The following is a 12,583-nucleotide window of genomic DNA, read 5'->3' as shown; positions in this document are numbered from 1 at the left end:
ATCAGCCGCGCTCGGACGGCACCGACGACAACTCGAACGGACTGCTGCTACGCCGCTGGTTGCGATCTTCCCGCGGCGTGGCGCCGAAGAAGTTGCGGTAGGCGCTGGAAAAATGCGGCCCCGAGGAGAAGCCACACGACAGGCCGATCTGGATGATCGACTTGCTGGTTTGCATCAACATTTGCCGGGCCTTGTTCAGGCGCAGTTCCAGGTAGTACTGGCTCGGCACGCGGTTGAGGTACTGCTTGAAAATCCGCTCCAACTGCCGACGGGACACGCACACATGCTGGGCGATTTCGTCGGTGGTCAGCGGCTCTTCGATGTTGGCTTCCATCAGCAACACGGCTTGCGTGAGCTTTGGATGGCTGGAGCCAAGGCGATTCTGCAACGGAATGCGCTGACGCTCACCGCCCTCACGAATGCGTTCGACCACCAGCTCTTCGGACACCGCACCGGCCAGTTCAGCGCCGTGATCACGGGCCAGCACCGCCAGCAACAGATCGAGCACCGACATCCCGCCGCACGCGGTCAGGCGATCGCGATCCCAATCGAACAGATGGCTGGTGGCGATGACCTTGGGGAAGCGTTCGGCGAAATCGTCCTGCCAGCGCCAATGCACCGCCGCACGATAGCCATCGAGCAAACCGAGCTGAGCCAGTGGATAAACACCCGCCGACAGACCGCCAATCACACAACCTGCACGCACCAGTTGCTTAAGCGCGCTACTGAGCGCTGGCGCCAAAGCGGTCGGTGGCTCGTCCGCCAGCAGAAACAGCTTCTGGAAGTGTTCGAGCTTGCCGGTCCACGGCTCACCCGGCAATTGCCAGGCCCCTTCGGCAGGCGTTTCGGCCTGCAGAAACGAGAGCTCGTAAACAACCTCCGGATGCACCCGCTGAGCAACACGCAAGGCCTCCTCGGCCAGCGCCAGCGTCAAGGCTTTAGTGCTGGGCCAAATCAGGAAACCAATTCGATGGGCAGTCATGGCGGGCAATCCGAAACGAAAACAGTGTTAAAGCCGAAGGCGGCTGCAACCAAATTAGACCATCTGGCGCGCGGTGCGCAGCATGACCTAATTTGGTGCGTAACGGCAGCGATTACTTCAGGCTACCCGAGAGGAATTGTTGCAGGCGTTCGGACTGTGGATTGACCAGCACTTCACGCGGGTTGCCGCTTTCTTCAACCACGCCTTTGTGCAGGAACACCAACTGGTTCGACACTTCACGGGCAAAGCCCATTTCGTGCGTCACCACGACCATGGTCCGACCTTCCAGGGCCAGCGCCTGCATCACTTTCAGCACGTCACCCACCAGCTCCGGGTCGAGTGCCGACGTTGGTTCGTCGAACAGCATCACCTCAGGTTCCATCGCCAACGCGCGGGCAATCGCCACACGCTGCTGCTCACCACCGGACATATGGCCAGGGTAGGCGTCCTTGCGATGGGACACGCCGACCTTGGCCAGATACAGTTCGGCCTTTTCACGGGCTTCGGCCTTGGACATGCCAAGTACGTGAACCGGCGCTTCCATGATGTTTTCCATCGCGGTCATGTGCGACCACAGATTGAAATGCTGGAACACCATCGACAGGCGCGAACGCATGCGTTGCAGTTGTTTCGGGTCGGCGGCTTTCAGCGCGCCGTCCTTGTTCGCCACCAGTTTCAGCTCTTCGTTGTTGAGCAGAATCTTGCCGGCGTGCGGTTGCTCAAGCAGGTTGATGCAACGCAGGAAGGTACTTTTGCCGGAGCCACTGGAGCCGATGATGCTGATCACATCGCCGGCTGCCGCTTTCAGGGACACGCCCTTGAGCACTTCGTGACTGCCGTAGCGTTTATGCAGGTCTTGGACTTCAAGTTTGTACATGCTGTCGGTTCTCACAAAAACAGTCAGTCAGTGGTTTTCAGTGCTTACGCGGGGCCAGGTAGCCCAGCCAGCGGTGCTCGGCCATCTTGAACAGGCGCACCAGAATGAACGTCATGCACAGGTAGAACACGCCTGCGGTGATGTAGGCCTCGAACGGCAAGTAGTACTGAGCGTTCACGGTACGCGCGGCACCGGTGATGTCGATCAGGGTCACGATGGACGCCAGACTGGTGGTCTGCAGCATCATGATCACTTCGTTGCTGTACTGCGGCAGTGCCCGGCGCAAGGCCGACGGCAGCAGGATGCGCTTGTACATTTTGAAGCGCGACATGCCCATGGCCTTGGCCGCTTCGATTTCACCGTTCGGCGTCGCCCGCAGGCTGCCGGCAATGATTTCAGCGGTGTAGGCGCTGGTGTTGATCGCGAAGGCCAGGCACGCACAGAACGTTGCGCTGGACAGCCACGGCCAGAGGAAGCTTTCACGTACCGCTTCGAACTGCGCCAGACCGTAGTAGATCAAAAACAGCTGCACCAGCATCGGTGTGCCGCGGATCACATAGGTGAAGAGCCAGGCACTCATGTTGACGAGCGGCTGCTTGGAGACGCGCATCAAGCCCAACGGCAAGGCGGCCAGCAAACCGAACAGCAACGACAGTGCGAGCAGTTTCAGGGTGGTCACCAGGCCGCCGAAGTACAGCGGCAAGGCCTCCCAAATGACGTTGTAGTCGAAGATCATAGATCAGCCGCCCTTACGCCTACCGAGTAGCGCTTCTCAAGGTGACGCAATGCCAGCAACGAGACACTGGTGATCACCAGGTACATTGCCGCCACAGCGAGGAAGAAGGTGAAAGGCTCGCGGGTGGCATCTGCCGCCTGCTTGGCCTTGAACATCATGTCTTGCAGACCGACCACCGAAATCAGCGCAGTCGCCTTGGTCAACACCAGCCAGTTATTGGTAAAGCCCGGAATCGCCAGGCGAATCATCTGCGGCACCAATATCCGGAAAAACACCTTAAAACTGCTCATGCCGTAGGCCGCACCGGCTTCTGCCTGGCCTTTCGGGATCGCCATGAAGGCTCCACGGAAGGTTTCCGACAGGTACGCACCGAAGATGAAACCCAGGGTGCCGATACCGGCGACCAACGGGTTCAGGTCGATGTAGTCGTCATAACCGAGCAATGGCGCAACACGGTTGAGCAAGTCCTGACCGCCGTAGAAAATCAGCAGGATCAGTACCAGATCGGGAATCCCGCGAATTACCGTGGAATACAGATCGCCCAGCCAGGCCAGCCAGCGTACCGGCGACAGGCGCAATGCGACCCCGATCAGACCCAGAACAATGGCCAAGGCCATGGACGACAAGGCGAGCTGAAGCGTCAGCCATGCGCCATCGAGGATGACAGCCCCGTAGCCTTTCAACATGATTCAGGTCCTCGAAAGTTGGGATGAAAAAATGGCGCAAACCTCAGAGATCCTGCTGCTTGCGCCATTTCGGACGGACGTGCGAGCTATTTACTTGCCGTAAATATCGAACGCGAAGTACTTGTCCTGGATTTGCTTGTACTTGCCGTTCTCACGAATGGCCGCGATGGCTGCGTTGATCTTGTCCAGCTCAGCCTTGTCGCCTTTACGGACCGCGATGCCGATGCCGTCACCGAAGTACTTCTCGTCGGTGAACGCTGGGCCAACGAAGGCGAAGCCTTTGCCAGCGTCGGTTTTCAGGAAGCCGTCATCCAGCAGGGTAGCGTCTGCCACGGTGCCATCGAGGCGACCGGCAGCCACGTCCAGGTAGATTTCGTTCTGCGAGCCGTAAGGCTTGATTTCAGCACCCAGCGGTTTCAGGACTTCTTCGGCGAAACGGTTGTGGATCGAACCGCGTTGCACGCCGATTTTCTTGCCCTTGAGTTCGGCCAGGTTGTCGCTGACCTGTGTACCGGCCTTCATGACCAGACGTGCCGGGGTGTTGTAGTACTTGTTGGTGAAGTCCACGGACTTCTTGCGATCTTCAGTGATCGACATGGACGACAGGATCGCGTCGATCTTGCGCACTTTGAGTGCCGGGATCAGACCGTCGAACTCTTGCTCGACCCAAACGCATTTGACCTTCATCTCTTCGCACAGGGCGTTGCCGATGTCGTAGTCGAAGCCAACGATGCTGCCGTCCGGCGCCTTGGACGCGAACGGAGGGTAAGCCGCCTCGATACCAATTTTCAGAGGCTTTTCATCGGCGAACGTTGGCAGGGACAGCACAGACAGTGCCAGGGCGCCAAGAAGCACGAGTTTCTTCATCTTAGGACTCCATCGGTATAGGGCGAAAACGGCAGAGTGAGCAACAGCCCAATATGCGAATGGGTGGAAACTGAAAGCGGCGCTGCGTCGTAGGATTGTTGTGTTGAATTCAGCACTGATTTCAACGCAGGCAACGGCGAGCGAGTGATCGGCATTCTAACGACAGGCCCGAAGCCGATATTTCTTCAATGCGACAACAAATTACAGAAGCACCGAGAAACCCGACCAAGCACATTGACAGCCCCGCAAATTCATGCAGGAGCAAAAGACAGTGAACCGATCTATATTGCAAATTGCGGGCCCATTATTCGCAAACCCTTCTAATCCGGCAAGCGCAGCGTTATGTCTTATTTTTAGGTGGCCTGAAGAGGCCTTGGAACGGGGCTTTGCGTTTCCCAATGCCTCGTCATTGGGCGAGCGGTTACACATTTAGTTACTTGAAGGGTGGCAGGTAACAGTGGGAAGGCTCCTACGGGGGAGGCCGATAAATATTGGTTGAAGATCAAAATCAAAAGATCGCAGCCTGCGGCAGCTCCTACGGGGCGCGCGATTAGCGTAGGAGCTGCCGCAGGCTGCGATTTTTTGATCTTCAACAACAAAAAGCCCCACCCGGCGCAATGCCGGGCGGGGCTTTCGATGACTCAAGAACAGCCGTTACGCGACGTTCATGGTCTTGTGCGTATCGATCAAATGCTGCACCACACTTGGGTCCGCCAGGGTGGAGATATCCCCCAACCCGTCGTATTCAGCCGTGGCGATCTTGCGCAGGATACGGCGCATGATTTTCCCCGAACGGGTTTTCGGCAGGCCTGGCGCCCACTGAATGACATCCGGCGAGGCAATCGGACCGATCTCTTTACGCACCCAGTTTTTCAGTTCCAGGCGTAGCGCTTCACTCGGCTCTTCGCCACCGATAAGGGTGACGTAAACATAAATGCCCTGCCCTTTGATGTCATGCGGCACACCGACCACCGCCGCTTCAGCGACTTTCGGGTGAGCGACCATCGCACTTTCGATCTCGGCAGTGCCCATGCGGTGACCGGAGACGTTGAGCACGTCATCCACACGACCGGTGATCCACCAGTAGCCGTCTGCATCGCGACGCGCGCCGTCGCCCGTGAAGTACATGCCACGGAACGTCTTGAAGTAGGTGTCGACGAAACGGTCGTGATCGCCATACAGCGTGCGCGCCTGGCCTGGCCACGAATCAAGAATCACCAGGTTACCCTCGGCAACGCCCTCGATGATATTGCCCAGGTTGTCCACCAACGCTGGCACCACGCCGAAGAATGGCCGCGCCGCCGAGCCTGGCTTAAGCGCATGAGCGCCCGGCAGCGGGCTCATCAAGGTGGCGCCGGTTTCGGTCTGCCACCAGGTATCGACGATAGGGCAACGGGACTGGCCGACGTTCTTGTAGTACCAGTCCCACGCTTCCGGGTTGATCGGCTCACCGACCGAACCCAGCAGGCGCAGACTACTGCCATCGGCACCTTCAACAGCGGCGGTGCCCGACGCCATCATGGCGCGGATCGCGGTCGGCGCGGTGTAGAGGATGTTGACCTTGTGCTTGTCGACGATCTTCGCCACCCGGGTGATGTCCGGGTAGTTCGGCACGCCTTCGAACAGCACGGTGGTTGCACCATTGGCCAGCGGGCCATAGACAATATAGGTGTGGCCGGTGACCCAGCCGACGTCGGCGGTGCACCAGTAGATTTCGCCCGGGCGGTAGTCGAACACGCGCTCGTGGGTCAGCGCGGCGTACAACAGATAGCCGCCAGTGGTGTGCTGCACGCCCTTCGGCTTGCCGGTGGAGCCAGAGGTGTAAAGGATGAACAGCGCTTCTTCAGCGCCCATCTCTTTCGGCGCACACACGGCGCCCGCGACTTTCATCAGGTCTTCGTACCAGATGTCGCGGTGCGGGTTCCACTTGATGTTGCCACCAGTGCGCTTGCACACGATGACCTTCTGGATGCTGCTGGTTTCCGGGTTGGTCAGCGCGTCATCGACGTTGGCCTTGAGGGAGATTTTTTTGCCGGCACGCAGGCCTTCGTCAGCGGTGATCACCACTTTCGATTTGCAGTCGATGATCCGCCCGGCCAGGGCTTCCGGCGAGAAGCCGCCGAACACCACCGAGTGAATCGCGCCGATCCGGGTACAGGCCAGCATGGCGACCACGGCTTCGGGGATCATCGGCATATAGATAGTCACCACGTCGCCGCGATGCACATCCTGGCCGCGCAAGGCGTTGGCGAACTTGCAGACTTGTTCGTGCAGCTCGCGGTAAGTGATGTTGCGGCTCTCGGCAGGGTCATCGCCCTCCCAGATGATCGCGATCTGATCGCCACGCTCGGCGAGATGGCGGTCCAGGCAGTTGTAGGAAACGTTCAGAGTGCCGTCGGCGAACCATTTGATGTCGACATGGTGATCGTCGAAGGAAGTCTGCTTCACCGTGGTGAAAGGCTTGATCCAGTCGAGGCGCTTGGCTTGTTCGCGCCAAAAGCCGTCCGGGTTGACGACCGACTGCTGGTACATGGCCTTGTAGGTCGCCTCATCAGTCAACGTGTTGGCCGCAACCTCGGGACGAACGGGATACAGAGAAGCCGCACTCATCTTTCTTACCTCGGTGGAATAGTTGTTTTTGTATGACCCCGTTGTAGCCCGAGGCGAGCCTATAGAACCATTCGACGATGGTAGTAACAAGCCCCTACAAACCCCCCACTCCCCCTGTAGGAGCTGCCGCAGGCTGCGATCCTTTGATCTTCTCACGCCCCAAAACCTCAAAAGATCGCAGCCTGCGGCAGCTCCTACGGGGGCTCTCAGGGATTGTTGCGAGATATGCCAATAGTCTTTATCAAAAGCACACCTATATACGGGCAACTCGCACGCCTAAAATCAGCCTCGCCAACAAGGCAACGTGATTAACCCAGTTGCAGCCCCCACGAAGGCAGTTAATCCAACACTCCAGTCGTCAAGTTCCACACGCAACCCCAAAAAGGTTGCGTGACCCCATTCGACCTTAGAAAGGTAAAATTGAAATGAAAGCTTTATGGGTTCTGGCCCTCAGCAGTCTGTGCGTAACCGCCATGGCAGACGAGATCCCGACTGATGTCGCCAACAACACCGTACCGGTAGAGGAATACACTTATTCCACTCACCTGGACATCGCCAAAGTTATCTCCATGAGCGAAGTTCCCAGTGTTTGCGAAGTTGTACCGGCCCGCATGGAATATGAAGACTCGAACGGTCAACGGCATATTTTGCGCTACAGCGTGATGGGTAACGGCTGCTCTAACGGCTGATCATCAACGCTGAGGTTTTGCTCGTTGCCAAAACCGACATCACCGCCCGACCTTCGTCGGGCGTCGTTGTGTCTGGAAGCAGCGAAACCCGAACCAAAACACTACATGTAGTGTAAAAAGCCGATTTTGGTTGTTTTTTAAACAGGAAACATGATCAACAGTTTCCACCCGAAACTGCACACAATCGCGCCCTGCAAAACACCCTATCTCCCCTGTAAGTCCCATCCCATCGGGCTTGCGGCGTTTTGACAGCAAACACCGACGCCATCAGCTCTGCCGAGTCGCCAAAAATCACCAAAAAAAATCTTCATCGGCCAAAGCCCTGTAAACCCTTGCTCCGCCTTGATTACGCGCCCTGCCGAGGGTTCTCTGAGCCATTTCGCCGCACCACAACCACGAAAAAACACCTATAATGCGCCGGTAAATCGGGCCTGCAACATCCCCTTACAGGAGGATGCAGCACGCTGAGGCCACCGCAGGAGCTGACGACGTTACCTCCGCCCTTAGCGACTTCAGGACACCCGTACACATTTCTGTTTATGCCTGCGTTTTACGCACTAAAACGATTCCTTTAGATCCAACGCGGCCATCAAGCCGTGTGAAATGCCGACCCACCTAGTATTTTCACACGGGCATCTGGCCCTCACGCAGGAGACGACACGTCATGCTGAGCTGGGACGAATTCGACAAAGAAGACGGCGAAGTTGTCGCCAAAGGCGCCAATGCTGGCCACGCTACTGAAGCCAACATGGACCGCCTCGACAGCGCCGGTGGTGCTGCAGCACTTGAAGCCCGTGCCGTAACCGCTACCGACTCGGCTGCGATCATCCGCGCCAAAGCCGCCCTCGACAAACTCGACATCGCCGAAGGCCTGGCCGAACTCGAAGGCGCTTCCGCCCGTGTTGCGGTCGACGAAAAGCGCATGATCAACTGCCGCGCCGACCTCAACCAACTCGTCCCGTTCAAATACGACTGGGCTTGGCAGAAGTACCTGGACGGCTGCGCAAACCACTGGATGCCGCAAGAAGTCAACATGACCGCCGACATCGCCCTCTGGAAAGACCCGGAAGGCCTGACCGACGACGAGCGCCGCATCGTGATGCGCAACCTTGGCTTCTTCTCCACCGCCGACTCCCTGGTTGCCAACAACCTGGTGCTGGCCGTGTACCGCCTGATCACCAACCCGGAATGCCGCCAGTACATCCTGCGCCAGGCGTTCGAAGAGGCGATCCACACCCACGCCTACCAGTACTGCATCGAATCGCTGGCCATGGATGAAGGCGAGATCTTCAACATGTACCACGAGATCCCATCGGTCGCTAAAAAAGCCACCTGGGGCCTGAAGTACACCCGTTCGATCTCCGATCCGAAGTTCGAAACCGGCACCGTCGACACCGACAAAGAACTGCTGCGCAACCTGATCGCCTACTACTGCGTTCTGGAAGGCATCTTCTTCTACTGCGGCTTCACCCAGATCCTCTCCATGGGCCGCCGCAACAAAATGACCGGCGTCGCCGAGCAGTTCCAGTACATCCTGCGCGACGAATCCATGCACCTGAACTTCGGCATCGACGTGATCAACCAGATCAAAATCGAAAACCCACATTTGTGGGATGCTGAAATGAAGGAAGAGGCTTCGCAGATGATTCTGCAGGGCACTCAGCTGGAGATCGAATACGCTCGTGACACCATGCCTCGCGGCGTGCTGGGCATGAACGCGGCGATGATGGAGGACTACCTGAAGTTCATCGCTAACCGTCGCCTGTCGCAGATCGGCTTGAAAGAGGAATATCCTGGGACGACTAACCCGTTCCCTTGGATGAGCGAGATTATGGACTTGAAGAAAGAGAAGAATTTCTTTGAGACGCGGGTTATTGAGTATCAGACGGGTGGGGCGCTGAGCTGGGATTGATTCCTGGAGCTTGCCGCGATTTACAGTTCTGTATCTGAACCGGTAGATCAAAATCGAGTAGGAGGCGGCTTCACAGCCGCCGTCCTCTCACACCACCGTACGTACGGATCCGTATACGGCGGTTCAAATTATGCGATTAAGCCGGTTGATTGCATCCAGTATTGAGACCAGTCCATACCGATCCCACAGTTTCTTCGGTAGCGCGTGATTCAAATGCGCAGCACCGGAACTCCACCATGGGCCTCGGCCATTGAACGCCGATATGCAGGCGCGGTGCCTGCTGAGCCCTAGGCGTATCAGGTTACGAGCCCTTGTTGAGGGCCGCTTCCATTGACGCCATATGGCGCAGCGCAGCTTACGACGCACCCAACCATCCAACTCCTCAAGGGGCCGCTTGCTCTGGCTTAGCTTGAAATAACCTGCCCAGCCACGCAGTACAGGGTTTATTCGCTCAATGACAGATGCCATCTTGCGACCCCGCGCTCCGCGCAGTAGTTCTCTGAGTCGGTCGCGTAAGCGACTCAGACTCATCGTCGCTACTCTCAGCCTCGGTCGTTGGTGCCAGCTCATCCCGTAGCCCAGATAATCACAGACCCAAGGCCTTGCCACGCGACTCTTTGCCCGATTAAGCGTCAATTTCAGACGCTGGCTCAGAAAGCGCTCGACACCGGCCATCACTCGCGCACCAGCCCGCTGACTGCGCACATAAATGTTCGCATCATCGGCATAACGCACGAAGCGATGACCTCGCCGCTCCAGCTCACGGTCAAGTTCGTTGAGCAAGATATTCGACAGCAACGGCGAGAGCGGGCCGCCTTGCGGCGTCCCTTCCTGCCGTCGGCCGGCGATCCCGCCCGACATCACGCCGGCCTCGAGATAGCGACGGATCAGCGCTAATACCCGCCGGTCTTCAACCTGACGCTGCACATAGGCCATCAAAACATCGTGGCTGACCCGGTCAAAGAACTTCTCCAGATCGAGTTCCACGCACCAGCGGTGACCCGCCGCCACATGGGCACGGGCTGTTTCGATGGCTTGGTGGGCGCTTCTGCCCGGACGAAAACCGTAACTGTAGTCCGAGAACAGCGGGTCGAAGATCGGCGTGAGTTGTTGCAGCAAAGCCTGTTGGATCAGACGATCCACGACGCTGGGGATACCCAGTTGTCTTGTCCCGCCTTTGGGTTTGGGGATATCGACGGCGCGTACACCCTGTGGGTGATACTCGCCGGCCAGCAACCTCGCCTTGAGGATCGGCCAATACTGTTTCACGTAGTCCGCCAGTTGGTCGACCGTCATGCCATCGGCACCCGGTGCGCCCTTGTTGCTGACCACGCGCTGATACGCACGCCTGAGGTTGGCGGGTGCAAGCACCCGCTCCATCAGCATGTCCGGCTCCGCGTTCGTCCACGTCACAGACGCCGTCGATACCTGTGCGCTGTCAGCCGTCATCCTCGGATTCTGTCCGGGACTCGGAGTAACAGTCTTCTCTGGGAGAAGTTTCTGCATTTCGGTATTCAACGAGACTTTGACACCTACTAGCGGCATAACTTGTTCAGCCCTTGGTGGCGCGGTTAACCGCCACTTACTACGGCTTCGGCTGACTTCTGCACGCTCATCCCGTCGCCTCTCGACGCTCGGTAGCACAGTGGCAAACGTGCAGATCTCCCAGGGTAATTCGCGCGACCTTCCTGCTTATGCCTGTCGGATCTACGTCGCAGCGTCCCGTGCAAGTATTGGGCTTTGAGGAAGTTTGCCCCCTTACCCCACTGCGCCGCCTCTATCCGCTTCCTGTTCGTCAGGCCAGCAGTTTGCCTCGGGCTTCCTTCAGATTCGCAGTCGCCCGCGACACCCTTGCCTCTGGCTAACACTTCCCCTTGCCGGGTGTGTAGAAGACTTTCACTTCCAAGTCACCAGCAAGACCACCACAGCCAAGCTGATTGCGCTTACGCGCAACGCGCCATGCCTGGCGCACAAACCTAAAAGCCCTGATTTGATCAGGGCTTTTTGTTGCCAATAGAAAACACTTAATTCCTACACAAAGTAGGGAGCATTCCGCATGGATGCTCAGTGATTACAGCAGTAGATGTCTTGGTGGCGGAAGGTGTCGCGGATGTTCAAGTTTTTTTAGTGGACCATCGACGTGGGGCTATGGGTTTTCCTCAGACGACCTGAGAGGTACTTCGGATCATACCGTAGGAAATTTCGTAGACGTCGTAATGGCCACTCAGTATCGTCCGAGGGTTTTCAACCCTCGGCGATTGTATGGACACTGGAAAAAAGAACGACGACTGGAGCGATGCGGAGCTTGAAGCTGCGGTCGATGGCTATTTGAAGATGCTGGCGATTGAGAGAAGTAGCCAGAAGCTTAATAAGGCCCACGAGAATCGTTTACTGCGCGAGGGTGTATTGATCGGACGCAGCAAGGGTTCTATCGAATACCGAATGCGGAACATCTCCACCGAACTCAATGATTTGTGCCTACCGTACATCGTTGGCTACGTGCCAGCCGCACATCTTGGTGCCGGTGTCGCACAACGCGTACGCGCGGCCATGATTGCCAAGGGGGCTTTCAATCCTGACGACTATGCACCGACTGCGGACGCTCAAGCACTGAACGCAAAGGTTCTAAAGCTTGAGCAACAAGAGTTAGTGGGCACTCCTCGTGGTATCGAAAAACCACAACGGGTGAACGGTACGACCTCTTCGTTTTTACGCGATCCGTTGGTCAAAGCCTGGGTATTGAAACAGGCCAATGGGGTCTGCGAAGGCTGCGATCAGGATGCTCCGTTCAAGCAGTCCAATGGATTGCATTTCCTTGAAGTCCACCACGTTAAACATCTGGCCAATGACGGTACGGACTGGGTGACGAATGCCGTGGCGCTTTGCCCGAATTGTCATCGGCGCTGTCATCACTCAAGCGATAAGGAAGCGTTCACCTTGTCGCTTTATACGAAGGTGAAGCGGCTCAAGCGCGAGTAATCGTTGCTCGACCTCGTTGCACATGTTGGGGTTGTCGTTGGCTGGGCGATCGCCATCGCGAGCAGGCTCGCTCCCACAGGGGATCTGCGGCGGCTTTGGGAGTTTTGGTGTTATGGGGGCCGCAGGATTATCTTGCGGCCCTTTTCTTTGGCTGTAACTGCGGCCGAGATCAAAAGATCGCAGCCTTCGGCAGCTCCTACGCCGACCGGGTACACCCGTGGGGTCGAGGCCGTACTCAAATTCGC

General features: G+C 57.5%; 10 protein-coding genes. 3 read left to right on the top strand and 7 right to left on the bottom strand.

Annotated elements, in window-relative coordinates:
- Position 1: 1 nt before the first annotated feature.
- The 6 genes from argR to acs all read right to left on the bottom strand — a co-directional run bounded on the left by argR (position 2) and on the right by acs (position 6,758).
- Complete coding sequence (argR, locus tag BLL42_RS20820) at positions 2–982, bottom strand: transcriptional regulator ArgR (RefSeq protein ID WP_071553770.1); 981 nt, start codon at positions 980–982, stop codon at positions 2–4.
- Between the two features lie 112 nt (positions 983–1,094).
- Positions 1,095–1,859, bottom strand: coding sequence for an ABC transporter ATP-binding protein (locus BLL42_RS20815; RefSeq protein ID WP_071553769.1), 765 nt, complete (start codon positions 1,857–1,859; stop codon positions 1,095–1,097).
- Positions 1,860–1,896: 37 nt separating this feature from the next.
- Positions 1,897–2,595, bottom strand: coding sequence for an ABC transporter permease (locus tag BLL42_RS20810; protein WP_071553768.1), 699 nt, complete (start codon positions 2,593–2,595; stop codon positions 1,897–1,899).
- Positions 2,592–3,281 (bottom strand): ABC transporter permease, encoded by a 690-nt coding sequence (locus BLL42_RS20805; protein WP_071553767.1) that lies wholly within the window; start codon positions 3,279–3,281, stop codon positions 2,592–2,594. Before BLL42_RS20805 ends, BLL42_RS20810 begins: the two co-directional genes overlap by 4 nt.
- A 90-nt stretch (positions 3,282–3,371) precedes the next feature.
- A complete protein-coding gene (aotJ, locus tag BLL42_RS20800) occupies positions 3,372–4,148 on the bottom strand; it encodes an L-arginine-binding protein AotJ (protein WP_071553766.1) in 777 nt (258 codons plus the stop codon).
- Between the two features lie 654 nt (positions 4,149–4,802).
- Positions 4,803–6,758 carry an acetate--CoA ligase gene (acs, locus tag BLL42_RS20795; protein ID WP_071553765.1) on the bottom strand — a complete coding sequence of 652 codons (1,956 nt, stop codon included), beginning with the start codon at positions 6,756–6,758 and terminating at the stop codon, positions 4,803–4,805.
- A 425-nt stretch (positions 6,759–7,183) separates the two neighbouring features.
- Between acs and BLL42_RS20790 the strand changes: the two genes are divergently transcribed.
- Positions 7,184–7,447, top strand: coding sequence for a DUF2790 domain-containing protein (locus BLL42_RS20790; RefSeq protein ID WP_071553764.1), 264 nt, complete (start codon positions 7,184–7,186; stop codon positions 7,445–7,447).
- Between the two features lie 664 nt (positions 7,448–8,111).
- Entirely contained in the window at positions 8,112–9,359 is a 1,248-nt protein-coding gene (locus tag BLL42_RS20785; RefSeq protein ID WP_071553763.1) for a ribonucleotide-diphosphate reductase subunit beta, read from the top strand.
- A 123-nt stretch (positions 9,360–9,482) separates the two neighbouring features.
- Here the strand turns inward: BLL42_RS20785 and ltrA are convergent, their stop codons facing one another.
- Entirely contained in the window at positions 9,483–10,904 is a 1,422-nt protein-coding gene (gene ltrA, locus BLL42_RS20780) for a group II intron reverse transcriptase/maturase (RefSeq protein WP_071553449.1), read from the bottom strand.
- Between the two features lie 717 nt (positions 10,905–11,621).
- Here ltrA and BLL42_RS20770 point away from each other — a divergent pair.
- Complete coding sequence (locus BLL42_RS20770) at positions 11,622–12,338, top strand: HNH endonuclease (RefSeq protein WP_071553761.1); 717 nt, start codon at positions 11,622–11,624, stop codon at positions 12,336–12,338.
- Positions 12,339–12,583 lie beyond the last annotated feature (245 nt).

The organism is Pseudomonas frederiksbergensis (assembly GCF_001874645.1).
Taxonomy (GTDB): Bacteria; Pseudomonadota; Gammaproteobacteria; order Pseudomonadales; family Pseudomonadaceae; genus Aquipseudomonas; species Aquipseudomonas frederiksbergensis_B.
This window is presented reverse-complemented; position numbering and strand designations above follow the sequence as displayed.

What these genes read in the sequence shown, in the direction of transcription:
- acs (WP_071553765.1), bottom strand. Translation starts at nt 6,758, where the DNA reads ATGAGTGCGGCTTCTCTGTATCCCGTTCGTCCCGAGGTTGCGGCCAAC.
- BLL42_RS20785 (WP_071553763.1), top strand. Translation starts at nt 8,112, where the DNA reads ATGCTGAGCTGGGACGAATTCGACAAAGAAGACGGCGAAGTTGTCGCC.
- BLL42_RS20790 (WP_071553764.1), top strand. Translation starts at nt 7,184, where the DNA reads ATGAAAGCTTTATGGGTTCTGGCCCTCAGCAGTCTGTGCGTAACCGCC.
- BLL42_RS20770 (WP_071553761.1), top strand. Translation starts at nt 11,622, where the DNA reads ATGGACACTGGAAAAAAGAACGACGACTGGAGCGATGCGGAGCTTGAA.
- BLL42_RS20815 (WP_071553769.1), bottom strand. Translation starts at nt 1,859, where the DNA reads ATGTACAAACTTGAAGTCCAAGACCTGCATAAACGCTACGGCAGTCAC.
- argR (WP_071553770.1), bottom strand. Translation starts at nt 982, where the DNA reads ATGACTGCCCATCGAATTGGTTTCCTGATTTGGCCCAGCACTAAAGCC.
- BLL42_RS20805 (WP_071553767.1), bottom strand. Translation starts at nt 3,281, where the DNA reads ATGTTGAAAGGCTACGGGGCTGTCATCCTCGATGGCGCATGGCTGACG.
- BLL42_RS20810 (WP_071553768.1), bottom strand. Translation starts at nt 2,595, where the DNA reads ATGATCTTCGACTACAACGTCATTTGGGAGGCCTTGCCGCTGTACTTC.
- ltrA (WP_071553449.1), bottom strand. Translation starts at nt 10,904, where the DNA reads ATGCCGCTAGTAGGTGTCAAAGTCTCGTTGAATACCGAAATGCAGAAA.
- aotJ (WP_071553766.1), bottom strand. Translation starts at nt 4,148, where the DNA reads ATGAAGAAACTCGTGCTTCTTGGCGCCCTGGCACTGTCTGTGCTGTCC.